Here is a 22,906-nt window from a genome sequence, read left to right as displayed (position 1 = left end):
CCCGTCGGGCAAAACAGGTGCACGATGTCATCATGGGTCAGCCGGCTTGAACGGTCCGGCGCCCGGATGCTCGGGCGCATACGGCTCGCAACGACGATGTGGAAAGGGCGCGCCTCGATTGACCATGCGTGCCCCGGACGCAGCGCAGCAACGCCAAGAGCGTTGCAGCGCGTCCGGGACACCAGAGGCCGTCGCGCGGCGAAGACTTAGCTTCGCTCGATACATCCATGATATTCACGCAGCCGCGCCCGCGCGGGCCGGCAACATCCCGCGCTCGGCGATCACCTGCGCGAACCGGTCCACATCCTCCGCCGTGTTGAACAGGCCGAACGACACGCGGATGCCGTCACGCTCCGGGGACACGCGCACGTTGCGGCTCGCAAAATAGTCGGCCCACGCATCCGCCGGCAGATCCAGCACGTAGATGTGCGGCGAGCGATCGGCGCGGTCGCGCGGCCCCACGAGGCGGACGCCGAGATCGTCCATGCGCCCGATCAGGCGGTCGCCGAGATCGTAGAGATGCGCCTCGATGGCGGACAGGCCGACGCTCTCGATCAGCGTGAGCGAGGCGTCGAGCGCATGAATGTCGGGCAGATTGAGATTGCCGATCTCGAAGCGCCCGGCGTCCGGCTTCGGCGTCATGTTGTCCGCGCGCGCGATGTAGTCGCCGGGCGGATGAGCGAGGCTGGACATGGCAAAATAGGCCGGCTGGAGCTCGTCGAGGCCCTGCCGGCAATAGAGGATGCCGAGGCCCTGCGGCACCAGCAGCCCCTTGTGGCAGCCCGCCCCGATCAGGCTTGCTCCGCTTTTGGCGACATCGAGCGGGACGACACCGATCGACTGCATCGCGTCGATGACGAAATAGAGCCTCTTCTCGGCGCAGAGGGCGCCGATGCCGTCGATGTCGAAACGGTGCCCCGCGTGAAAGGTCACGTGCGAGAGCGAGATCGCGCGCGTGCGGGCATCGATGTGGGGCGCAAACATGTCGGCACGCGCCGTCTCGCCCGTCAGTGGCACGAAGCGAACCTCGACGCCCTTGCGGCGCAGATTAAGGAAGGCATAGGCGTTGTTGGGATGGTCGCCTTCAACCAGCAGCACATTGTCGCCCGCTACGAGCGGCAATGCGTTGGCGGCAATGTTCATGCCCTCGGACGTGTTCTTGGTGAAAGCGATCTCGGATGGGGCAGCATTGAGGAGCTTCGCCGCGCGGGCACGAACCTGCTCGACCCGATCGAGCCAGACCGGCTTGGGGCCGCCGAATTCACTGCCTTCCCGATAGAAGCCGAGCAGCGCCTCGCGAACGCTGGTGGCGAGCGGCGTCTGGTGGGCGGAATCGAGATAGAGCAGGCGCTCGGTCACGGGAAACTGGCTGCGGATTGCAGCAACGTCGTAGGGACGATTCATGATCAATGGCTCTATTTGCAGGATCAATCGACGAAGGACGGGATGGGATGGGCGTTCGCCAGATCCTTCAGCCGACGCAGCCGCGCGGCATCAACGGGAGCGCTGGGGCCGGCGCGCAGAATGTCCGCAACCTCGCGCCCGAGGTTTCCTGCCTCGGTCGCATCGAAGCCGCGGATCGTCAGCGCGATACTGCCGAACCGGAACGCGGTACGCGGCTCACCCGATAGCCCTGGCGCGCGCATGGCGTTGCCGATCACACCGTAAGCGCCGAGGCCCGCGACCAACTCCGGCTGCGTCCAGCTCTCGCCGGTATAGGCCATGATCATGTGCGAGTCCGTGCCGCCGGTGTAAAGCTCGACGCCGCCCTCCTCCAGGCCCGCACCGAACGCCTTTGCATTGGCGACGACATCGCGCATCAACTGCGCAAAGGCCGGTCGGGTGATCATCTCCATCTGCACCGCCCGCGCCGCGATCATGTTCGAGGCCGCGGGACCTTGCAGGCCGGGATAGATTGCGGCGTCGATGGCGGCGCCAAAACGCTCCCTGGCGAAGACAAAGGCGCCGTTGCGCGGTCCGCATAACGTCTTCTGGGTCGAGCTCGTGGAGACGTCGGAGTACGGAACCGGATTGGCATGAAGGCCGGCCGCGATCAGGCCGGCGACATGGGCGATGTCGGTGAAGAGCAGCGCCTCGACCTCGTCCGCGATGGTCTTCAATCCCGCGAAATCGATCTCGCGCGGATACGACGACGGGCCCGCGAGCAGGACGTGCGGCCTCGTCTTGCGCGCGAGATCGCGGGCCTGGTCCAGATCGACCGCGCCGGTGCGGGTCACGCCGAACGAGACCACCTCGCGGTTCCCGCCCGTGATATGACGCATCGCGCCGTGGCTGACATGGCCGCCGGCGAGCTCGTCGAAGGTGAGCAGCCGGGCGCCGTCGGTTGGCAGGATCGCGCGCAGGACGGCGACATTGGCAATGGTCGACGACAGTGCCTGCACGTTGACGTATTCGGCGCCGAAGATCGCCTTCGCCCTGTTAATCGCGAGGTTCTCGATCGCGTCGAGCTCCTCGCAATTGGCGACGCTGCGCCGGCCCGGCAGCCCCATCGGTGCGCGGTTGACCAGATGAGTCCCCTCGATCTGGCGCAGGCCAAGCGGCGCATAGGAGGCCGAGGCGATCATGTTGAGGGACAGCGCCTCCCTCTTGCGATCCTGGTCGATCAGCGCGACGACGTCAGCGCCGGCCTGATGGGCATCGGCACCGAAGAAGCTGTGCCAGTTGAGGTCGGTGGCAAGGGCCTGGGCTGCGCCCGTCGAAATTGACATGTGTCATCCTCTTTCCAGGTGATCGGAATTTTGCGGTGGCGTCGATTGCGGCCGCTTCGTCAGTGACGAAGCACGCGCGAGAGAAAGGTTCTGGTCCGCTCGTGCGTCGGCCGGTCAAAGATCTCCGCCGGCGTGCCGATCTCCAGAATGCGGCCGTGATCGATGTAGACGACGCGGTCGGCGACCTCGCGGGCGAAGCCCATTTCGTGAGTCACGATCATCATCGTCATGCCTTCGCGCGCGAGCTCGCGCATGACGTCGAGCACCTCGCCGACCATCTCGGGGTCGAGCGCCGAGGTCGGCTCGTCGAACAGCATGATGTGCGGCTCCATCGCCAGCGACCGCGCGATGGCGACGCGCTGCTGCTGACCGCCGGAGAGCTGGGCTGGAAGCTTGTGGGCGTGGTCGCGCAGGCCCACCCGATCGAGCAGGCGCAATGCATTCGCCCTCGCCTCGTCAGGCTTGCGGCCGCGAACCCGGATCGGTGCAATCGCGACATTGTCGATCGCGCTCATATGCGGAAACAGGTTGAACTGCTGGAACACCATGCCGACGCCCTTGCGGATCCTGGCCAGCTCCTTCTCGCCGCCGATCGCACGATCGGCCTCCGTCGGCATGCTGAAGCCGTCCACCGTGAGGCGGCCGCTCTGGTACATCTCGAGGCCATTGACGCAGCGGATCAGGGTCGACTTCCCCGAGCCGCTGGCGCCGATGATGACGACGACTTCGCCGCGGCCGACGTCGAGATCGACATCCTTCAGGACATGGAACGCGCCAAAGGACTTGTTGAGATGGCCGATGCTGACGATGGCGTCGCGCGACGCACTCTGGATGGCGGTCATCGTGATCCCCTTGCGAGATGGGCTTCGAGGCGGCGCGAGGCGTAGGTGATGGCACCGCCGATGGCGAGATACACGGCGAACAGGAAAACGTAGATCTCGTAGGTCCGGCCGCTGTTCTGGGGATCGGCAAGGATCATCTGTCCTGCGCGCAGGAAATCAGTGAGGCCAATGATGAAGACCAGCGTCGCGCCGTTGAAGATGTCGAGGATCTGTCCGACCAGCGAGGGAATGACGACCCGCAGCGCCTGCGGCAGGACGATCTCGACATTCAGCGTCCAGGTGTTCATCGCCAGCGAACGCGCTGCCTCGATCTGCCCCCTTGGGACCGCCTGAAGTCCGCTGCGGACATATTCGGCGACATAGGCTGCGAAGAACAGCGCAAAGCCGGCCATGCCCCGCAGCAGGCCCGGCACCGACGTATCAGGCGCCAGCAGCGGCACGATGATCCAGATCCAGTAGACGACGAGGATCAGCGGCACCGACCGCATCGTCTCGATATAGGCGGTCGAGATCAGGCGCAGGCTGGTGACGCGGCTTTGCCGGCCGAGCGCGAGCAGGATGCCGAACGGCAGGGTCAGGATCGAGACCGCAATGGTCAGGACGACGCTGAGCAAGAGACCACCCCAGACCTCGAAGCCCGGCGGCGAGAGCACGACGAAGATCGCGACCACCCCTGCAAGGAGCCCTGACAGCACGATGCGCTGGTCCACGGCCGCGTGATGGACGCCGATCCATGCCGCGATGCCGAGCACGGCACTGATGGCCGTGACTACACCGGCATGCGGATTGATCGCGGCGGCCACCCCGGCCGCGATCAGGATCGCGAGCGATGCCACGACCGTCAACGCGGCTCGCCCCGGGCGAACCGAAAGGCCGAGGCCTGCACCGAACATCGCGCAGAGTATCGCGACGGCGAACCATGCCCGCCACAACTGGTCGGCGGGATAGATGCCGGCCATCAAAACCTTGAAGCTGCCGCCGACCACCTGCCAATGCGCATCGATCAGTGCCCAATGGCCAAAGGCATAGACCGCCCAGGCCAGCAGCGGGATGACGACGAGCGACAACGCGGCATCGAACGGCTTGGCGAAGAGGTTGCGGTGAACCCAATGCAGCGCGAGCGTGCTCATCGCCCCCTCCGTCCGTTGACGCGCGCGTTGAGGCCGTTGACGCAGGCGCTGATGATCCAGCTCAGCGCGAGGTAGGTCAGCATCACGATCACAACGCCTTCGAGGTTGCGCCCGGTCTGGTTGGAGACGGTGCCGTAGACGTTGAACAGGTCGGGGAAACCGATGGCGATCCCGAGCGAGGTGTCCTTGGTCAGGCTGATGTAGCGGTTGGCAAGCGATGGCAGGACGATCCGGAAGACCTGCGGAAGGATGATGTCGCGCAGCGTGTGTGACCGCGACAATCCGAGCGAGGCCGAGGCCTCCCATTGCCCCTTTGGCAGCGATTCGATCGCGCCGCGGACGATCTCGGCGACATAGGCGGAGCTGTTGACGACGATCGCGATCAGAAGCGCCGTCATCTCAGGTGAAATCGCAAAGCCACCGCGCGCACCGAAGCGCGTCGCGACCGGCAGGTCGAGGCCGAGGGGGAAGCCCACGACAGCGGTTGCGACCAGAACCGAGAGCGCAGCCGCCAACAGGATCAGCCGGAGCCGCAATCCACGCAGAGCGACACAGGCGATGACCAGGGCGAAGGTGATGGCGAGCAATCCCCAGGAGCCGATGCTCGCGCGCTCGGAGATCGCAATGCCAGGGAAAAACACACCCGAACGGCTGGCAAGAAGACCGCCGAACCAGTTCGACGCGGCATTGGCGGGCGGAAACCGCAGGACCACCGCAAAATACCAGAACACGATCTGGATCAGCAGCGGCGTGTTGCGGATGGCTTCGACCCATCCAAAGCAGAGGTTGCGCACCAGCCAGTTGGTCGAGAGCCGGCCGATGCCGACCAGCGTCCCGAACATCGTGCAGAGGACGATCGCCGAGAGCGCGACCTTCAGCGAATTCCAAAGGCCTGCCAGCAGCGCCTGGAGATTGCTGTGGGACGGCGAGAACAGCTCCAGCACCGGCCAGTTGCCCTCGCGTGAGAGAACAAAACCTTCGCTGAGACTGAAATTGGCGACATTGCCGAGATAGCCGAACGAGAACTGGATGCCCTTGCGAGCCAGTGCCTCACGAACCGCAAGGCCGAGCCAGATGACGAGGCCCGCCACCACCATCACGATCGCGGCCTGCACGAGCCATTTGGACGCGATCAGCAGGCCGCGCCGCGCCGGCCGGATGCTGTGATATTCGGCGATCTCTGTGCTCACGACGCTCTCCCGAGGTCGAGGCGAGCCTGTCAGGCTCGCCTCATGTGGCTCAGTTCCACGGAGGCGAGTACTCGGCGCCGCCCTTGGTCCACATCGCATTGGGCGTGCCGGCACGATCGATGAAGTATGGAGTCTTCGGCCCGAGATTGCGGTCGTAGATCTCGCCGTAATTGCCGACGGACCTGATCATGCTGGCTACGAAATCGTCGGCGACGCCAAAGTCCTTGCCGAACCCGTCCTTCACACCGAGGAATTTCTGCACGAAGGCGGTCTCGTCCTTCATCCGGTCGGCGAGATTGGCCGAATTGATGTCCCACTCCTCCGCCTGGAACAGCGCGAAGGTCGCCCAGCGCAGCAGATTGCGCCATCTGGAATCGTTGGCGATGACGAAGCCGGCGAACGGCGACTTGTTCAGCGTCTCCGGCAGGATCGTGTAATCGTCCGGCTTGGGCGAGTTGCCGCGCCAGGCCGCGAGCGCGGATTTGTCCGTCGACATCGCGTTGCAGCGGTCGCTCTGGAGCGCACCAAACAGCTTCTCGAGATTCTCGAAGGTGAGAACCTTGGTGGTCTTGAAGCCGCGCACGCGGACGAAGGCGGCAAGCGTTGCTTCGGTGCCGGAGCCCTGCGTCGTGCAGATCGTCGCGCCGTCTAATTCCGCGACGGATTTCACGCCGGATGCCGCCTTCACCATCATGCCGGTGCCGTCGTAGAAATTGATCGGCAGGAAATCGATGCCAACAGCGGATTCGCGCACCGGCTTGACGGTCGTATGTGCAAAGACGACGTCGACCTGTCCGGTCTGAAGAGCGTTGAAGCGGCTCTTGTCGGTGACGATGACGAAGTTGACCTTGCTGGCGTCGCCGAGAACGGCCGCGGCCATGGCGCGGCAGAAATCGGCGTCCAATCCTTCGATCTTGCCGGTTTTGGTGTTGAGGTAGCCGAAGCCGGGGGCGGTGTTGTCGGTGCCGCAATTGAGGACGCCGCGCTGCTTGACGTTGTCGAGGACGCCGGCGGATGCGCCCGATGCCCACAGCGATGCCGCGGCCAGCGCAGCGACCAGAAACTTGGAACGAGCCATCCGAAAACCCCTCTGTTGTCGTCGTCACTCATCTCAGCCGGGCCTGGGATTTGCTCCTCTTGTGAAGCGCCCGAACTGCTCTGGACGTGAAGGCTACAGGGGCAAAACAATTCTGGTCTACTTAATTAATTTTTCCATATACATTAGAAAATATGCATGATTGCGTTCTAGGCATTTGCTGGAGCTGCCAGATGGATTTCGCCCGACTCCGCACGCTTCGTGAGCTTTCGCTGCGAAAAACAATGGCAGCGGTGGCCGAAGCCCTGCTGATCTCTCCGTCAGCGGTTTCGCAGCAAATCGCACAGCTCGAGGACGAGACCGGGGTCGAGCTGGTCGAACGCAGGGGCCGCGGCGTGCGGCTGACGCCGGCGGGACAGCGGCTGGTCGACCATGCCGGGCGGGTCATCGGCATCCTGGAGGAAGCGAAGACCGATCTTGCGGAGCTGAAGAAGACCGTCGCCGGCGAATTGCGCGTCTCGGCGTTTCCCTCCATCGCCGCTTCGCTCATTCCGCCGACGATCCGCGCGATGTCGACGCGCTTCCCGGATCTGGCGACGATCTTCGAGGAGCTCGAGCCCGACGACAGCCTCGCCGCGCTGCGCGCCTGGCAGACGGACGTCGCGATCGTCGACGACCTCACGACGTCAGCGAGCCTCTCGGAGACGCAGGTCGAAATGCTGCATCTTCTCGACGATCATCTCCACGTCCTGCTGCCGCGCGACCATCCTTTGGCCGAGCGGCCTCACCTCACGCTGCCCGAGCTTGCGACGGAGCGATGGGTGCTCGACACGACGTCCGCGACCTATTCGGACGTGATCGTCGGTGCCTGCCGCGATGCCGGCTTCGATCCCATCGTCAATGCCCGCTGCCACAGCTTTGAAGTGGTCCGGGCCATGGTCGAGGCGGGTTGCTCGGTCTCGATCAATCCGGGGCTGCGCGGGCGCGATCATATCGGCACGCTGCGCCTCAAGGAGATCCGCCCGATCATCACGCGGCGGATCTTCGTCGCGTTTCGCACCGGGGAAAGACGCAATCCGGCGATCGCGGAATTCGTCGGCGAGTTGCGCGCGGTGGCGGCGTCGATGACGGCGCGGCGGTGAAGGGCCCCTCGTCATTGCGAGCGCAGCGAAGCAATCCAGAGTGCATCAGCAGGGAGGCTGCGCCCCCTCGCCCCGCTTGCGGGGAGAGGGTTGGGGTGAGGGGGACTCTCCCCGGAGACGGTAGCAGTTAGACTCGCGGAAAGTCCCCCTCACCCGGATTGCATCTTCGATGCAATCCGACCTCTCCCCGCAAGCGGGGCGAGGTGAAGGGCGTCAACTATTCCTGATCGACGAGATCGTCTTCGAGGATCGCCATCTGGAACTGGAACGAGCGATCATCGTCCTCGTCGTCGACGAACAGCACGCCGATGAACTCCTCGCCGATATAGACCTCGGCGGAATCGTCCTTCTTCGGCCGCGGCACGACGCGGATCTTGGGATTGCCGAATACGCGTTTCAGGTACGCGTCAAGCTTTCTGACTTCTTTGACGTCCACGGCAAGTCTCCGATCGAAATTGGCTGGCCGCGTTTTAGGACGAGACGCGGCGAACCGCCAGCACGAATTGCCAAAGAATTTGGGGACGAAAAGGGCCGGAAAATCCGGCCCGCAACTGACGAGTCAAAGCCCCTTCTCAAAGTCCCATGTCAAAGTCCCATGTCAAAGTCCCATGGCGTTGATCATCTGATCCATGGTGCGCGACGGCTCGGCGCAGCCGGCCTCGCCAACGATCTTGGCGGGCACGCCCGCGACCGTGACGTTGTGCGGCACGGGCTTGACCACGACCGAGCCTGCGGCAATGCGCGCGCAATGGCCGATCTCGATGTTGCCGAGGATTTTTGCGCCGGCCCCGATCAGCACGCCATGGCGGATCTTCGGATGACGGTCCTCGTTCTCCTTGCCGGTGCCGCCGAGCGTGACGCCGTGCAGGATCGAGACGTCGTCCTCGATCACAGCCGTCTCGCCGCAGACGAAGCCGGTGGCGTGGTCGAGGAAGATGCCGCGGCCGATGCGCGCGGCGGGATTGATGTCGGTCTGGAACACCGCCGAGGCGCGGCTCTGGAGATAATACGCAAAATCCTTGCGGCCCTTCAGCCAGAGCCAGTGCGCGAGGCGATGGGTCTGGATGGCGTGAAAGCCCTTGAAGTAGAGCAAGGGATCGATGAAGCGCGAGGTCGCGGGATCGCGGTCGTAGACGGCGACGAGATCGGCGCGGAAGGCGTTGCCGAGATCGGGATCGTCGCGCAGCGCTTCATCGAAAGTCTGGCGCACCAGATCGCCCGACAGCGCGGCGTGATCGAGCCGGTCGGCGACACGGTGGACCACCGAATCTTCCAGGCGGCTGTGATGCAGCACCGTCGAATAGATGAAGGTCGCAAGCTCGGGCTCGCGGTGGACGATGTCCTCCGCTTCGCCGCGGATCCGATCCCAGATCGGATCGAGCGATGCGAGCTTTCCTCCCGGATTGACCTGATGCACTGCCATGAGTTTTCTCTCTGGGATCTGCTCGTTCGATGGGCTCGTTTTGCGGGCTCTATAGCACAGTCTAGGCGGCAAAGTCCTGATGGGCTTGCCTGAGAGTGAACAGCACCTTGTCCCCGCGAAAACCTACCAACGCGTTGAAACACAACAGTTTCTTTTGACGCCCCCAGGCGGCAAGGTCGGCTAGAAATGGTCAGGCTTTTGGCAAATTCAAGCCGGCCAGCGTCAAACTATTGGTGAATTCTCCCCCAACCCTTATTGCGGGCATGGTCCCGGGCGACGACGGAGCGGATTTGACCACCACCACCGACCATTTGCGCGCGCGCGCCGCTAATACCTTATGGCTGCGGCTCGCCGCTCTCGCCTTGCCACTTTTGATGATCGCGCCGGCGTTCTGGAACGGCTATCCGCTGTTGCAGTGGGATACCGGCGGTTATCTGGCGCGGTGGTACGAAGGTTATCTCGTGCCCAGCCGCTCCACCGTGTTCGGCCTCTATCTGCACTATGGCGAGAGTTTTGGGTTCTGGATCAACATCGCAGTCCAGTCGCTGGTGACGTTGTGGCTGCTGCAGCTCACGCTCCGTGTGCTCTCGATGATGCAGACCTTCCGCTTCGTCGCGATCAGCCTGCTCCTGATCCTGTCGACCGCGCTGCCCTGGCTCGCCAGCATGCTGCTCACGGACATCTTTGCGGGGCTGTCGATCCTGTCGCTGTTCCTGCTGGTCGTCGGCGGGCAGCGAACGTCGACGCTCGAGAAGATCGCGCTGTTCGTCTTCACCGCCTTTGCCGCCGCGACCCACAGCGCCACCCTTGGCGTGCTGCTGGGGCTCTGCATCGCCGGATGGATGGTGCAGCCGTTCGTCCGCCGCCGTCTGCCCACTGCCGGACTGACGCAGGCGAGCCTGACCATCGTCGTGGGCGCAGCGATGCTGGTGTCGGCGAACCATGCACTGTCGGGCAGATGGGCCTGGACGCCCGGCGGCTACGGCGTCGCCTTTGGCCGCATGATGCAGGACGGCATCGTCGCGCGCTTCCTCAATGACCGCTGCCCGCGCGAGAACTTCAAGCTCTGTCCCTATCGCAACCAGTTGCCGGCGAGCGCCGACGAGTTCCTGTGGGGCAACAGCATGTTCAACACGCTCGGCCGCTTCGAAGGCATGAACGACGAGATGGGCACCATCGTCGTGCAATCGCTCGCCGATTATCCGGCCTGGCAGGCCGGCGCTGCGCTGCGGGCGATGGGCCAGCAATTGCTGCATGTGGCGACCGGCGAAGGCACCAATGGCTGGATCCCGCACACCCGCGGCATCATCGAGCGCTACGTCCCCGCCCAGGCCGCGCCGATGCGCGCGGCGCGCCAGCAGAACTGGGACCTCGATTTCAGCATCGTCAACCGGCTGCACGTGCCGGTCGCGCTGACCTCGATGCTGGGGCTGGTCGCATTGCTCGCACACGCACTCGCAAAGCGCCGGCTGGACGATCTGACGCTGCTGGCCGCGACCGTGACGCTGGCGCTGCTCGGCAACGCCTTCATCTGCGCCGTCATCTCCGGCCCGCACGACCGCTACGGCGCGCGCATGGTGTGGGTTGCGACCTTCGTGGTGCTGATGGCGCTGTTTCGCGCGTTCGGCGATGACGAACCCGCGGACGAGACCTCAGCCGCGGCGTGAGAGAAAATCCAGCACACCGGTCTTGTAGACCTTGTCGCCGACCGCGCGCATGTGGTCGCGGTTCGGAATGTCGAGCACCTCCGAGCCGGGAATGATGGCGCCGAGCGCGCTCGCGGATCCTGCAACGTCGTCGGTCGAGCCGACCGCGATCAGCACGGGCACGTCGATGCGCGCAGCCTGTTCTTTCGTCATGAGGTCGCGCGTGCCGCGCAGACAGGCGGCAAGCGCGACGCGATCCGAGCGGGTCTGATCCGCGAACGCGCGAAACGTGCGGCCGACGGGATCGGTGACGTCGTCGAGCGACGGCGCCTCCAGCGCCTTGGCGACGTTCTCGCCGGGCCCGGTGCCCTCGATCAGGCCGCCGATGCCGATGCCGCCGAGGATCGCCGAGCGCAGCCGCTGCGGCTCGTTGAGGCCGAGCCAGGCCGTCATCCGCCCGCCCATCGAATAACCCATGATGTCGGCCTGCGGGATCGCGAGGTGATCCATCAGCGCCAGCACGTCGCCGGCCATGGTGGGAATGGAATATTGCGCGGGCTCGTAGAGCTTGGCGCTCTCGCCGTGGCCGCGATTGTCCAGCGCGATGACGCGGCGGCCGTTCTTGCGCAGCTCCGAGACCCAGGTCGGATAGACCCAGTTCACGTTCTTGCTCGAGGCAAAGCCGTGCACCAGGATGATCGGATCGCCCTCGCCTTCGTCGAGATAGGCAATTTCAACGGCGCCGTTGTGAAAGCTCGGCATCAGCAGTTCCGCAAGTCGTTGGGGGGATGAGTGATCTTAGCGCATGATCCGGAAAAGTGTGCAGCGGTTTTCCGGCAGGATCATGCCCAAACTATAACCTGAGGCGCGACGATCGCGCTTCAGGCGGCGGCCGCACTTGCCAGAGTGGCTTCGGCGGCGGCCTGCGCCCGGCGCAGCCGCCGCGCCCGTCTGCGGTCGCACCAGCCTTGCGTCAGCCGCTCGGTGGTGGCCTTGATCGAGGACAGCAGGCCGAACAACGTCAGCGCCGCCCCGAACAGCCACATCGTCAGGTTGAACGCGCCGCCGATCAGCAGCAGCGCGCCGCGGCCGAGCAGCTTCATGATCGCGCGGGTCTTGCTGCCCTGCGCTTCCGCAAGCCGGGCCGCGCGCGCGACGTCCTTCGGGCCTTCGGCGATGCGCAAGCTATCCATGGCGCCGCGCGTGCCGGTCTTCTCGGCGACGCGCGTGACGTCCTTGCCGAGCCGGACCAGCGCCCCGGCCTTCTCGACGCGGAACGCGGCCTTGATCGCGCTCACGGTCTCGCCGGGGCGGAACACCGAGCCCTTGGCGACCGCGTTCTGGAGCATCGGCGCATCCACCACCTCGCGCGCGGAGCGGCCGGCCCATGCCGCAAGCCCCTCACCGAGCCGTCCCACCTTGCGGGCATCCTTGACCAGCGTCAGCCCGGCGCGCACGGGCGCGGCACCGCCGACCGACACGTAAGTCACCGCCGTCACGGCAAGGCCCGCGGTCGCAAGGCCGAGCACCAGATGGTCGGTGTCCTCGCCCATCGCGAGGTGCTTGCCCTCGCGGACCACGTCCCTGACGTCGCCGATCACGAAGAGATCGCCGGCCACCGTTCCGGACAGGCTCGCGACATCGTCGGCGGTGCCGGTGACGAGACCGGTGGCGAAGCGCTTGGCGAAGTGTGACGTGGAGTTCTCGTCCTTGACCGCCTCGCTCACGCGATTGAGCAGTTCGTCGGGCAGCGCGATGCCGCGGTCGCGTGCCAGCGCGACGAAACTGTCCGCGAGGTCAGCGTCGCCCGATGCGAGCGCGGCCTCGATATTGTCCTGGACCAGGCGGTCATTCTGCCGCAGCAGCGCATCGAGCCTGAGCTCGGAAAGGGCGGCAGGATCGTCCCTCGCGGCGAGGATCGCACCGGCTTCACGGGCGTGCGGCGCGACCTGCGCGAGCAGGAAGCTGCATGCGGCAATACCGGTCAACGCAGAGGTGATTCGCAGCCATTTCATGCGGAAAACCCGGACGGTCCTTGAGATCCTGCGCCTGATGATTCGTCTTTCGTCGCAAATGCACGCGTCCCACAGACATAGTATGCCAAAATTGCGACACAACGTCCCCGACGAAAGAAGGGCTTCTCTGGGGCGACAAGATTGTGTCGAATTTGCATGAGCAAATGAGCATGGGGCAATGCGGACCTTTCGGTTCCACTGGACTAGCAATCACCCGTACCCCCCAGTATGGTCCGCGGCGTCGCAAAAGATACCGCGTCAGCTTTGATTGTGTCTGCCGCCACTGCCACTCCAGGATGAGTTACGATGTCCGATCATGTCGTCCCGCACTTCCATAACGATGCCGGTGTCCCCGTCATCGAGATCGGCTCGCAAGAGTTCATGTGCGTGGGCGCCAATCCTCCGTTCGACCATCCGCACGTCTTCCTCGACCTCGGCAACGACAACGAGATCATCTGCCCCTACTGCTCGACGCTGTACCGCTTCGCCACGGATTTGAAGGCCGGTGAAGCCCGTCCGCCGGAATGCGTCCTGAAGGACAAGGTGGCCTGACCGCATCCATCGGTCAGGGGTGGCGCTCTCCCGAACGATTGTCATCGCCGGTGCCGGCATCGGTGGACTAACCGCTGCGCTGGCGCTCGCGGCCCGCGGCTTCCGCATCGTCGTGCTGGAAAAGGCCGAGCGTCTCGAGGACGTCGGCGCCGGCCTGCAACTCTCCCCCAATGCCAGCCGCGTGCTGGTCGAGCTCGGTCTTGCCGAACGGCTCAAGCTGCGCGCCGTCGTCCCGGAGGCGGTCTCGATCATGAGCGCGCGGGCCGGCGGCGAGCTGCTGCGCATGCCGCTGGGTGAAGCCGCCTCAGCGCGCGCCGGCGCTCCCTATTGGGTGGTGCACCGCGCCGATCTGCAATCGGCACTGGCCGGTGCCGTTGCCGACCATCCCGACATCGACCTGAAGCTGGGTGCGACCTTCGAAGACGTCGCGCCTCACGCCAAGGGGCTGACGGTGGTCCATCGCAGCGGCACGATTCGCCGCAGCGATCTTGCCAGCGCGCTGATCGGGGCCGACGGCATCTGGTCGACGGTGCGCCAGCATCTGTTTCCCGAGGTGCAGCCGCGCTTCTCCGGGCTGATCGCCTGGCGCGGCACGCTGGACGCCACGCAATTGCCGAAGGATTTTACCGCGCGGCGGGTCCAGCTCTGGATGGGCCCGAACGCCCATCTGGTCGCCTATCCGATCGCGGGTGGGCGCCAGATCAACGTGGTCGCGGTGCTGCCGGGCACCTGGAACAGGCCGGGCTGGAGCACGCCTGGCGATCCCGGCGAGGTGATGGATGCCTTCGCCGCGCCACGCTGGCCGCCGCAGGCGCGGATGATGCTCGCCGCGGTCGACAGCTGGCGGAAATGGGCGCTGTTCGGCGTGCCCGACGGCTGCCCGTGGAGCGACGGCCCGGTGGCGCTGCTCGGCGATTCCGTGCACGCGATGCTGCCCTTTGCCGCGCAAGGCGCCGGCATGGCGATCGAGGACGCCGCTGTGCTCGCCGGGCATGTGAGCCTCGAAGCCGCCGAGAGCACCGCGGGCATCGATGCGGCGCTGAAGCAATATGGCCGCGCGCGCCAGGCGCGGGTGCGGCGGGTGCAGAGGACCGCGCGGCAGCAGGGCCGCATCTATCATCTCGGCGGACCGCTCGCGATCGCGCGCGACCTTGCGATCCGCGCGCTCGGCCCGGACCGCATGCTGGCGCGGCAGGACTGGATCTACGGCTGGCGGCCCTGATGCGGAAGCCTTAGCGTTTCGGCGCGGGCTTTATGTCCGGCCGCTGCGGCGCAGCCGTCGCCGGTGCCGCATTGGGCGGCGTCTCCCGGCACCGGTTGCGGCGCCAGGCGTCTTCGGCAAGCTGCGCCGAGCCGCGCACCGCGACATAGTCGTTGCGATAGGCGAGCTCGGACACGACGGCGCCGCCGGCCCCGGTCTCCGCCTTGTCCATCAGCTTCTGCAAATCGGCGGTACGGGCGGCCAGCGCCTTGCGCTCGCCCTCGAGCTGCTTGCAGTCATACAATTCGTATTTGCCGGGGTCGGCGAAGGCCGGAGCGACCGTCTCGCTCATGCCGGCGCAGCCGGACAGCGCGAAGCCCGCGAGCAGCACAACGAGCGCGCCGCGGACGCGCGGGGATGAGGAAAGCGAAACAGTCATGCCGGATGAATAGTCCCCGTGGATTGAGAATGCCTAAAGCAGCAACAGATGTCCGGATTGAGGCTTTGCCTTGTGCGGCCGGCTCGCTTAAGGAAGAACCACCCACCCGGCCCGCGAAGCACCAATTCCAGACGGCCGGAGCTGGACTTAAGTGTTTGATCTCGTTGGATCAAGCGGGCATGGCGGAATTGGTAGACGCAAGGGACTTAAAATCCCTCGGTGCGCAAGCGCTGTGCCGGTTCGACCCCGGCTGCCCGCACCACGAAAGCTGACCGGGCGAGGACGGCGGATGGCGCAAACCCGGCGCCTTTCGCCTCAATGCACGACGGAATCTCGCTTCGCGGCGCGGCTCAGACCGTGACACCCCGCTCGTCCCTGAGCTGCCTGAAGACTTTCGTGACGGGCAGGTGAAAAGGCAGATCCGTGTTGGTGTGGTGCCAGCTGAAGGGGCACGGTTTCTCGATCGAGATTCCCGGCGTCGAGTTGAGGGCGCCAAAGCCGTCGATCGTGCCCATCACGTCGATGATCTTCTTGTATCGCGGCGGCATCGCGACCGCGGCCGACACCGTGACGATCCAGAACTTGTCGCCTGGAATGCTTTGTTCGGTTGCAGGCCGCTCCTTCAATTCGTACAGCGCCTCCGAGATCACCAGATTGCCCTTGGAGTGTCCGGTCACCAGCGAAAAGCTGAAGCGATCGTCGCTCAGCAAGGCCATCACCGTCCTGGTATCCAGGCTGACTCGGCCGAGTTCGAGTGGCGATGTCGGCGGACTGAGCGTCTCGGGCCGGTTGAGCGCCCGGCTCATGTCGTCCAGCTCCTCGAACTGATGGCGCAGGCGGTTGAGCGTGCCGAACCAGAACCAGCCGCCAAGCGCCTCGGTCAGCAGATCCGCAAGACCGTAGCCGGACACCACGGCAGCGACTGTCACGTCGAACGCGTCGGCGACATTCCGTGCGAAGGCTGCCGCGCCCAGCGCCGAACTGCCGACGCCGGCCACCGCCAGCACATGGACATTCGACCCGCCGGCATTGGCGAAATCTTCCACGGTGTTGCAGAGCTTGAGCGATCCGGCGTGGGATGGCGGCACGATCAGGATGGCGCCCTCGCGCGCCAGCCAGGGCGCGGTTTCGCGGGCCTCCTCATGCGTCACCTTCCCGATGTCGTAGAAGATCCCGTCGAGCACCGCGTTCCTGCGGCGAAACGATTCCAGCGCCGCCTCGCGCAAGGGCGTCCGGGACTCGAAGATCTCCTCGAAGCTGTTGCGGCCGAGCTGGGCCGTCGCAAGCGAGCGCTGCGTCGAGAGCATCACAGTCCTCCGGAGCCATTCTGGCAACGGATAGCGTAGCAAAAATCCTGCCACCTTGAGTGGTAGCGGCCTCCTGGTCCGCTGATACCTCCCGCCGGCCCGCACGTCTCTCCTTTGCCTCCGGCCATGCGCGCGGCGCTGTAGATGACAGTTGAGCTGTGTGAGCAACAGTTCGACAGAAATCCAAAAAACCTTTCCCCCGTCTCTTCACAAGCTATTGCAAAACGAATCAGAGTGCAGCATCCTAAGATCGTAAATTTTTCAACTACCATTTATGCACGAACAGTGAATTTGCCACCATAGTCATTGCTGTGGAGGGGACATTGCGTTTTTCATTTCGGTCCAGTGCCGTCGCCGCGGCCGTGCTGTCAGGTTTTTCGCTGGCCGCCTGCGACAGTGTCATTCACCGCATCGACAATGTCGGCGGCGTCGATACCCTCAGCATCGATGCGAAACAGCGCATGATGCTGGTTGGAAATCGCCAGAGCAGTCACGGCGCGACCCCGACAAGGGTCACATGCTCCGAGCCAAGTCCGGATGCACTCGTCGCCAAGGCAGCCGTGCTGTCCGCGAACGCCAACGTGGCCATGCCGACTGGCGAGGGCAGCGGCTCCGGCGGTCTTGCCGGGGGCATGTCGGAATCGGCCGCGTCGATCGGCTTCCGGAATCACACGGTGCAAATGTTGCGGGACGGCTACTTCCGGCTTTGCGAAGCCTATCTCAACGGCGCGCTCAGTCGGGGAAGATATGAGGAGATGGTCGCCAACGCCGATACGTTCATGGCAGTCGTTTCCGCCCTGGAAGTGCTCGGTGCGCAACCCGTCGCTCCCGGCGTCGCGATTTCGGCTGGCGGCATCAGCGCTTCGGCAAAGGATGCAACCGCTTCGATTGACTCCAAGGCGCCGGGAATTCTTTTCAGCCAAGTCACGGGTCAGAAGCCTGACGGGGCAAATGCCAAGGTCGTCGGGGAGATCGTGCGATCCTATCTGGCCTATCGGGCAAATCTCAACAGGGAGGTTGCCCGGCGCGAACATCTTGCCCAGCACGAACCTTGAGCCTGCTGTCGGCGTGATCCGTGCGACAAAGGCTACGGACGCACGCCACCTGCGCAACCATTCGTTTACCAACACGCCGTTCGCAGTAAGGAACCCGTCAAGCACAACCAGCCTTTACTCCACTTTAGACCGTTTTCCCTAAAGCGAATGAGATCTGCGCCTGCAACCGCGGGCCTCAGGGAAACGCGAGGCTTGGGACGACCGGCTTCGATGGTGAGAGCTCTCATGGACGCGCGCGAGAATTGGTCCCACTCCGGGATTGGCGGGGCGCCCACGGCGTTCGGACGCCACCTGCACGGGCGCGAGGTCTACCTCTTCCTGATCGCTTTCCTGTCTGTGTTCTACCTTTCGAACGGGCCGATCCAGCTGAGCCATTACGATCTCGGCTGGCACATCGCCGCCGGCGACCTGATCAGGGAGCGCGGCGCGATTCCATTTCAGGACCCATGGTCGTTCACCCTGGGTGACAAGCGGTGGTACAATCTATCGTGGCTCTGGGACGTGCTTGCCAGCGTGCTGTATCAACACGCGGGCTTCGCCGGGATCGTCCTGCTCGTCGTCGCCTGCGGCGCCATCATCGTCGGATATCTCACCTTCGCTGCCTTGCGCGGCGGCGCATCTGCCGCGGCGGCTGGCATCACCGTCTTCGCCACCTGCCTGCTCTACCCCTGCTATGAGGCCGCGCCGAACACTTATCTCGCGGCATCACCGAACCTCGCGACCATGCTGTTCGCGGTCATCTTCTACGGGGAATGCCTGCGGCGGCGCGGATGGTTCCTGCTGCCCGTGATGATGGTGCTGTGGGTCAATCTGCATGGCGGCTTCGTGCTTGCCTTTCCCATCATCGGCGTCTTTGCCGGCGTTGCCCTACTGCGGCGGGATTGGGCGAACTTCCGGAACTATTGCTTCGCGGGCGTGGGATGCTTCGCCGCGATCTTCGTCAATCCGCTGGGATGGCACATCTACGATGGCGTGATGTCGACGATGGGCCACTTCATCCAGGCCAATATCGGGGAATGGCGTCCCTATTTCCACAACATGGAGCTGCCGGGAAGCATTCCCGGCATCGCCTACGCGTTGGCGTTCGTCGCGCTCGAGTTGCGCTACCGCAACTCAAAGCCGATTCCATTGGAGCCACGCCTGCTCGCATGGCTCTTCCTGGCTCTCGGCCTCTATCAGTTCAGATACATCGCCTTCTTCTTCATCTTCTCGGCGGTCCCGATGGCGCTTCACATCGACCGGCTGTTGCCCGAACGCCTGTCGCGGCCCGACATCCGCCGTGCGATGCTGGCGGCGGGTCTCGTGGGCGTGCTGGTGCTGCCGCTCGCCTTCATCCAGGTGAGACCGGCGCTGGCGCTGCCGGATATGCTCTCGGACGAGGACGCCGGCTATCTCCTGGCGCATTCCACGCATTCGCGCGTGCTCAACCACTGGAACGCCGGCGGGCTCCTGATCTTTCGCACGCACGGGTCGGTGCCCATGTTCGTCGACGGCCGGGCGGCGACCGCCTATCCGGACGACCTGCTCCGCGACTATCTCAAGCTGGTCCGGTGGGACATCGACGAGGCCGCCTGGGACGCGGTGATCAGGAAATACCGGATCGATGCGGTGCTCTGGATCAGAGGGCACGAACAGCTGAGGCACTTCCTCGTCGCCGAGCGAGGCTGGAAGGAGGCCTACACCGGTACGTATCTGAGCCTCTACACGACGCAGCAGACGTCGCCGCGCGAAGGCTTGCAAGAGGCCCCTTCCCGATAGATCACCTCTACTCCCGCCGAATACAACATTGTTACCGGCAGATGGCGATAAAAGCGCCTGGTGCCCTTCACCCCGCCTGACAGCCATCCCAAAACATGGGTTGTGCGGCGCAGCATCAGAGATAGATATGCCTCTCAATCAGAGGTGAGCTTCTTGTCCGACGTCAATGCCGACAGTTGGGTGTCCTCGGGACACCGGCCCATGGGTTTTCCCGAATTCGTCATCGTGATCGCGTCCATCATGGCGCTCAATCCGCTCGCGATGGACATGATGCTGCCGGCGCTGCCCAATATCGGGACGGCATTCAAGATCCCCGTCGCCAACCATCTCCAGCTCGTGCTCTCGACCTTCCTGATCGGCTTCGGCGCCGGCCAGTTCGTCATGGGCCCGTTGTCGGACCGCTTCGGACGTCGCCCGGTGCTGCTCGGCGGCATGGCGGTCTATGCGGTCGCGAGCGTGCTGGCGGTTGCCGCGCCCTCGTTCGAGACGCTGCTGCTGGCGCGCGCGCTGCAGGGCTTCGGCACCTCGGCGACGCGCGTGATCGCGACTTCGATCGTCCGCGACTGCTATGTCGGCCGCCGCATGGCCAGCGTGATGTCGCTGGCGATGATGATCTTCATCGCGGTGCCCGTGATCGCGCCTTCGTTCGGACAGGCGGTGCTGCTGGTGACGCAATGGCGCGGCATCTTCGTCGTGCTGATGCTCTACGGGCTGCTCGCGCTGGCGTGGTCGGTGATGCGGCTTCCCGAGACTCTGCCGGCCTCCGAGCGCAGGTCGCTCGCGCCGGGCGACGTGCTCGCGGCCTATTGGCAGACCGTGAGCAATCGTCAGACCATCGGCTACGCACTCGCGGCCGGCAGCGTCATGGGCGCATTGTTTGCCTATGTGTTCTCGGCCCAGCAGGTGTTCACCGGCATCTATCACCTCGGGCATTACTTTCCGCTCGCCTTCGCGGCGATCGCGGCCGGCACCGCCGTCGCCGGCTTCCTCAACGCCCGGTTTGTCGGAACCCTCGGCATGCGCGTGATCTCGCACGGCGCGCTGAGCCTGTACACCGCAGTCGCCGCCGTAATGCTGCTGACGGAATGCCTCGGCATGCTGCCGCTGCCGCTGTTCATGGCGCTCTCGGCGCTGATGATGTTCTCGTTCGGCATGATGGTCGCCAACTTCACCGCGCTCGCCATGGAGCCGCAGGGCCACATCGCCGGCACCGCCTCCTCGCTCTACGGCTCGATCACGACGTTGATCGGCATCGTGGTCGGCATGGCGATCGGCCAGAGCTTCGACGGCACGCTGCTGCCCTTCTCGGTCGGCTTCTTCCTGTCGACGCTGGCCGCGCTCGCCATCGTGCTGGTGGTCGAGAAGGGACGGCTGTTCAAGCCGCATCATCGCCCGACAAGTTGAGGAACTTCCCGGCGGCATCGATGTTGTACTGCAGCAATTCGAAAGGCCGCCTGATGGAACCCGAACAGCGCAAAGACCGCCACGCCCCCGATCGACAGGCGGCGGATCGTTCCGACTTGCCCGCCGAGCAGGCCGCATTCACCGTGCCTTTCGCAAGCGAAGGCCTCGAAAGCCTACGCGACAGCCGTTGCTGAAGCGCGGCGCTACTCCGCAGTCCGCTGCTCGCGCTCTACCGCTTTAAGCCAACGCGAAGACAACAACGAAAACGGCGCCGCTGATGACAGCGGCGCCGCGTGATGATCGCGACGAAAGGTGCGGCACGCTCCCTTCAGTCCAACTTGCCTTACTCCGACTTGTCCATGTTCCAGAACACCGGCGTCGCCGGGCCGTCGATCACGCCGGTGAGCGACTTCCGCCATGCGCTCGGAATCTGAAACTGACCGAGCGGCATGTACAGCACCTGATCGTAGGCTTCCTTCTGGATCTCGGCCGCGATCTTCTTCTGATCGTCGAGCGTGGCAGCGCGGACGAAATCGTCCTTGAGCTGCTCGATTTTGGCATCCTCCGCCCAGCCGAACCAGCCGCCCTTCTTGCCCTGACCGCCGACGGCAACGTTGGAGATCGGGTTGGACGCGTCGGCGCTGACCCAGTTGGTGATAAAGATGTTCCAGCCGCCCTCCTTCGGGGGCTTCATGCTGGCGCGCCGGCTCACCACCGTCTGCCAGTCGGTCGCCTGAAAATCCACCTTGAAGCCGGCGTCGCGCAGTTGCTGGGCCACCACGATCGGCTGAGCCTTCAGCGTCAGCACATCGCCCGGCGCCATCAGCACGATAGGCGTCCCGTCGTAACCGGATTCGGCCAGCGCCTTCCTGGCAGCGGCCATGTCGCCGCCCTTCGCAAGCGTCTCGCCGCCAATCTCCGTCGCGAACGGCGTGTCGCAGATGAAAGCCGCGGCACATGTCTTGTAGAACTTGGGATTGCCGATCAGCGCATCCAGCACGTCCTTCTGCTTGATCGCGAGGAATGCCGCGCGGCGGACCTTGACGTTGTCGAACGGCGGATGGAGGAAGTTCATCCGCGCGCCGGTCTGGAATCCGAACTTGTTCAGGATGTCGACCTTGAGCCCCTTGTCGGCTTCGATGGTGGGCAACATGTCGAGGGCGAGATTCTCCATGAAATCGACGTCGCCCGACTGAAGCGCGTTCAACGCCGTCTGCGCATCCGGCATGGTGATCCACTCGACGCGGTCGACCTTCACCACCTTGCCACCGGCGGTCCAGCTCGCCGGCTCCTTGCGCGGCACATAGTCGGTGTTCTTGACGTAGACCGACTTCACGCCTGGCTGGAATTCGCCCTGCACGAACTTGAACGGGCCGGAGCCGATCTGCTCGGGGATCTGCTTTTCCACCGGCGTCTCGGCAAGACGCTTCGGCATCATGAAGGCGACGCGCGACGATGGCTTGCCGATCGAATCAAGCACCAGCGCGTAGGGCTCCTTCAGCTTCAGCGTGATGGTCTTGGGGTCGGTCGCCTCGATGCTCGCGGTGAACAGCATCATCTGCTGCCCCATGCCGTCAACCGCGGCCCAGCGCTTCAGCGAGGCAACGCAATCTTCCGCCGTCACCGGCGTACCGTCATGCCACTTCAGGCCGTCGCGCAGCGTGAAGGTGTAGGTCAGCTTGTCGTCGGAGATTTTCCAGTCCGCCATCTGCGGCTGGATCTTGAAGTTCGAATCCGTGGCGAGCAGCGTGTCGTAGACCATGTAGCCATGGTCGCGCACGATGTAGGCGCTGGTGAAAATCGGATCGAGAATGCGCAGATCCGAATGCATCACCGCAGTGATGGTCTTGCCGGCGGCAAGGACTGGCGAGGCCAGTGCCGCAAGCGCCGCGATTGAAAGCGCAAATGTGGAGGCGAACGATCGACGCCCCCGACGCACGAGTTGGAACATTAAGTTCTCCTGGCGAGCGAGCGGTTGGCGAGCGGCGCCGCTGATGACAGCGGCGCCGCATATTGGTCGGGATAGAAGGCGCGCTT

Annotated in this window: 20 protein-coding genes and 1 tRNA gene; 8 read left to right on the top strand and 13 right to left on the bottom strand. The window is 64.6% G+C overall.

Features of this window, described 5'->3' with window-relative positions:
* Positions 1–234: 234 nt before the first annotated feature.
* From PMI42_RS26990 to PMI42_RS26965, 6 genes are read right to left on the bottom strand one after another with little or no spacing between them, the layout of a single operon-like run.
* Positions 235–1,404, bottom strand: coding sequence for an aminotransferase class V-fold PLP-dependent enzyme (locus PMI42_RS26990; RefSeq protein ID WP_008140051.1), 1,170 nt, complete (start codon positions 1,402–1,404; stop codon positions 235–237).
* 23 nt (positions 1,405–1,427) lie between these two features.
* Positions 1,428–2,729 carry a serine hydroxymethyltransferase gene (gene glyA / locus PMI42_RS26985; protein ID WP_008140049.1) on the bottom strand — a complete coding sequence of 434 codons (1,302 nt, stop codon included), beginning with the start codon at positions 2,727–2,729 and terminating at the stop codon, positions 1,428–1,430.
* A gap of 59 nt (positions 2,730–2,788) precedes the next feature.
* Positions 2,789–3,571, bottom strand: coding sequence for an amino acid ABC transporter ATP-binding protein (locus tag PMI42_RS26980; protein WP_008140048.1), 783 nt, complete (start codon positions 3,569–3,571; stop codon positions 2,789–2,791).
* Positions 3,568–4,701 carry an amino acid ABC transporter permease gene (locus tag PMI42_RS26975; RefSeq protein ID WP_008140046.1) on the bottom strand — a complete coding sequence of 378 codons (1,134 nt, stop codon included), beginning with the start codon at positions 4,699–4,701 and terminating at the stop codon, positions 3,568–3,570. Before PMI42_RS26975 ends, PMI42_RS26980 begins: the two co-directional genes overlap by 4 nt.
* Positions 4,698–5,891 (bottom strand): ABC transporter permease subunit, encoded by a 1,194-nt coding sequence (locus tag PMI42_RS26970; protein WP_008140045.1) that lies wholly within the window; start codon positions 5,889–5,891, stop codon positions 4,698–4,700. Before PMI42_RS26970 ends, PMI42_RS26975 begins: the two co-directional genes overlap by 4 nt.
* Before the next feature lie 49 nt (positions 5,892–5,940).
* Positions 5,941–6,969, bottom strand: a complete 1,029-nt coding sequence (locus tag PMI42_RS26965; RefSeq protein ID WP_008140042.1) for a transporter substrate-binding domain-containing protein — start codon at positions 6,967–6,969, stop codon at positions 5,941–5,943.
* Positions 6,970–7,160: 191 nt separating this feature from the next.
* Here PMI42_RS26965 and PMI42_RS26960 point away from each other — a divergent pair, with 191 nt between their 5' ends.
* Positions 7,161–8,069 (top strand): LysR family transcriptional regulator, encoded by a 909-nt coding sequence (locus PMI42_RS26960; RefSeq protein WP_008140040.1) that lies wholly within the window; start codon positions 7,161–7,163, stop codon positions 8,067–8,069.
* A gap of 217 nt (positions 8,070–8,286) precedes the next feature.
* Here PMI42_RS26960 and PMI42_RS26955 read toward each other — a convergent pair whose 3' ends face one another.
* Positions 8,287–8,505, bottom strand: a complete 219-nt coding sequence (locus PMI42_RS26955) for a DUF3126 family protein (protein ID WP_007602550.1) — start codon at positions 8,503–8,505, stop codon at positions 8,287–8,289.
* Positions 8,506–8,667: 162 nt separating this feature from the next.
* The gene (gene cysE / locus PMI42_RS26950) at positions 8,668–9,492 is read right to left on the bottom strand and encodes a serine O-acetyltransferase (protein ID WP_008140033.1); all 825 of its coding nucleotides are present in this window, start codon (positions 9,490–9,492) and stop codon (positions 8,668–8,670) included.
* Positions 9,493–9,782: 290 nt separating this feature from the next.
* Here cysE and PMI42_RS26945 point away from each other — a divergent pair, with 290 nt between their 5' ends.
* Positions 9,783–11,159, top strand: coding sequence for a hypothetical protein (locus PMI42_RS26945; RefSeq protein ID WP_035966733.1), 1,377 nt, complete (start codon positions 9,783–9,785; stop codon positions 11,157–11,159).
* Here the strand turns inward: PMI42_RS26945 and PMI42_RS26940 are convergent.
* Positions 11,145–11,900, bottom strand: a complete 756-nt coding sequence (locus PMI42_RS26940) for an alpha/beta fold hydrolase (RefSeq protein ID WP_008140029.1) — start codon at positions 11,898–11,900, stop codon at positions 11,145–11,147. The genes PMI42_RS26945 and PMI42_RS26940 overlap by 15 nt on opposite strands.
* Before the next feature lie 119 nt (positions 11,901–12,019).
* Positions 12,020–13,153, bottom strand: a complete 1,134-nt coding sequence (locus PMI42_RS26935) for a hypothetical protein (protein ID WP_008140027.1) — start codon at positions 13,151–13,153, stop codon at positions 12,020–12,022.
* A gap of 306 nt (positions 13,154–13,459) precedes the next feature.
* On the opposite strand from PMI42_RS26935, the gene PMI42_RS26930 reads away from it, so the two are divergent.
* Together PMI42_RS26930 and PMI42_RS26925 are read left to right on the top strand one after the other, a co-directional pair.
* Positions 13,460–13,705, top strand: coding sequence for a zinc-finger domain-containing protein (locus PMI42_RS26930; protein WP_008140025.1), 246 nt, complete (start codon positions 13,460–13,462; stop codon positions 13,703–13,705).
* Between the two features lie 19 nt (positions 13,706–13,724).
* Positions 13,725–14,927: an FAD-dependent monooxygenase gene (locus PMI42_RS26925; protein ID WP_008140024.1), complete on the top strand. Its 1,203-nt coding sequence runs from the start codon at positions 13,725–13,727 to the stop codon at positions 14,925–14,927.
* A 10-nt stretch (positions 14,928–14,937) separates the two neighbouring features.
* Here PMI42_RS26925 and PMI42_RS26920 read toward each other — a convergent pair whose 3' ends face one another.
* Positions 14,938–15,345: a hypothetical protein gene (locus PMI42_RS26920; protein WP_008140022.1), complete on the bottom strand. Its 408-nt coding sequence runs from the start codon at positions 15,343–15,345 to the stop codon at positions 14,938–14,940.
* A 173-nt stretch (positions 15,346–15,518) separates the two neighbouring features.
* On the opposite strand from PMI42_RS26920, the gene PMI42_RS26915 reads away from it, so the two are divergent.
* Positions 15,519–15,607: transfer RNA gene (locus PMI42_RS26915), tRNA-Leu, on the top strand.
* Between the two features lie 88 nt (positions 15,608–15,695).
* Here PMI42_RS26915 and PMI42_RS26910 read toward each other — a convergent pair.
* A complete protein-coding gene (locus PMI42_RS26910) occupies positions 15,696–16,652 on the bottom strand; it encodes a hypothetical protein (RefSeq protein ID WP_008140020.1) in 957 nt (318 codons plus the stop codon).
* A gap of 323 nt (positions 16,653–16,975) precedes the next feature.
* Between PMI42_RS26910 and PMI42_RS26905 the strand changes: the two genes are divergently transcribed.
* From PMI42_RS26905 to PMI42_RS26895, 3 genes are all read left to right on the top strand, one after another.
* The gene (locus tag PMI42_RS26905) at positions 16,976–17,707 is read left to right on the top strand and encodes a hypothetical protein (RefSeq protein WP_008140017.1); all 732 of its coding nucleotides are present in this window, start codon (positions 16,976–16,978) and stop codon (positions 17,705–17,707) included.
* A 225-nt stretch (positions 17,708–17,932) separates the two neighbouring features.
* Positions 17,933–19,465, top strand: coding sequence for a hypothetical protein (locus tag PMI42_RS26900; RefSeq protein WP_008140015.1), 1,533 nt, complete (start codon positions 17,933–17,935; stop codon positions 19,463–19,465).
* A gap of 153 nt (positions 19,466–19,618) precedes the next feature.
* Positions 19,619–20,869 (top strand): multidrug effflux MFS transporter, encoded by a 1,251-nt coding sequence (locus tag PMI42_RS26895; RefSeq protein WP_008140013.1) that lies wholly within the window; start codon positions 19,619–19,621, stop codon positions 20,867–20,869.
* Positions 20,870–21,212: 343 nt separating this feature from the next.
* Here the strand turns inward: PMI42_RS26895 and PMI42_RS26890 are convergent, their stop codons facing one another.
* Complete coding sequence (locus PMI42_RS26890) at positions 21,213–22,820, bottom strand: ABC transporter substrate-binding protein (protein ID WP_008140011.1); 1,608 nt, start codon at positions 22,818–22,820, stop codon at positions 21,213–21,215.
* Between the last annotated feature and the right edge of the window lie 86 nt (positions 22,821–22,906).

It is taken from the genome of Bradyrhizobium sp. YR681 (assembly GCF_000282615.1).
Taxonomy (GTDB): domain Bacteria; phylum Pseudomonadota; class Alphaproteobacteria; order Rhizobiales; family Xanthobacteraceae; genus Bradyrhizobium.
Note: the sequence above shows the minus strand (reverse complement) of the source record. Positions and strands in the feature narration are given on the sequence as shown.

Excerpts from the sequence above, each read along its gene's own strand:
- glyA (WP_008140049.1), bottom strand. The coding sequence starts at position 2,729 with ATGTCAATTTCGACGGGCGCAGCCCAGGCCCTTGCCACCGACCTCAAC.
- PMI42_RS26940 (WP_008140029.1), bottom strand. The coding sequence starts at position 11,900 with ATGCCGAGCTTTCACAACGGCGCCGTTGAAATTGCCTATCTCGACGAA.
- PMI42_RS26910 (WP_008140020.1), bottom strand. The coding sequence starts at position 16,652 with ATGCTCTCGACGCAGCGCTCGCTTGCGACGGCCCAGCTCGGCCGCAAC.
- PMI42_RS26930 (WP_008140025.1), top strand. The coding sequence starts at position 13,460 with ATGTCCGATCATGTCGTCCCGCACTTCCATAACGATGCCGGTGTCCCC.
- PMI42_RS26920 (WP_008140022.1), bottom strand. The coding sequence starts at position 15,345 with ATGACTGTTTCGCTTTCCTCATCCCCGCGCGTCCGCGGCGCGCTCGTT.
- PMI42_RS26975 (WP_008140046.1), bottom strand. The coding sequence starts at position 4,701 with ATGAGCACGCTCGCGCTGCATTGGGTTCACCGCAACCTCTTCGCCAAG.
- PMI42_RS26935 (WP_008140027.1), bottom strand. The coding sequence starts at position 13,153 with ATGAAATGGCTGCGAATCACCTCTGCGTTGACCGGTATTGCCGCATGC.
- PMI42_RS26980 (WP_008140048.1), bottom strand. The coding sequence starts at position 3,571 with ATGACCGCCATCCAGAGTGCGTCGCGCGACGCCATCGTCAGCATCGGC.
- PMI42_RS26890 (WP_008140011.1), bottom strand. The coding sequence starts at position 22,820 with ATGTTCCAACTCGTGCGTCGGGGGCGTCGATCGTTCGCCTCCACATTT.
- PMI42_RS26990 (WP_008140051.1), bottom strand. The coding sequence starts at position 1,404 with ATGAATCGTCCCTACGACGTTGCTGCAATCCGCAGCCAGTTTCCCGTG.
- PMI42_RS26900 (WP_008140015.1), top strand. The coding sequence starts at position 17,933 with ATGGACGCGCGCGAGAATTGGTCCCACTCCGGGATTGGCGGGGCGCCC.
- PMI42_RS26960 (WP_008140040.1), top strand. The coding sequence starts at position 7,161 with ATGGATTTCGCCCGACTCCGCACGCTTCGTGAGCTTTCGCTGCGAAAA.
- cysE (WP_008140033.1), bottom strand. The coding sequence starts at position 9,492 with ATGGCAGTGCATCAGGTCAATCCGGGAGGAAAGCTCGCATCGCTCGAT.
- PMI42_RS26965 (WP_008140042.1), bottom strand. The coding sequence starts at position 6,969 with ATGGCTCGTTCCAAGTTTCTGGTCGCTGCGCTGGCCGCGGCATCGCTG.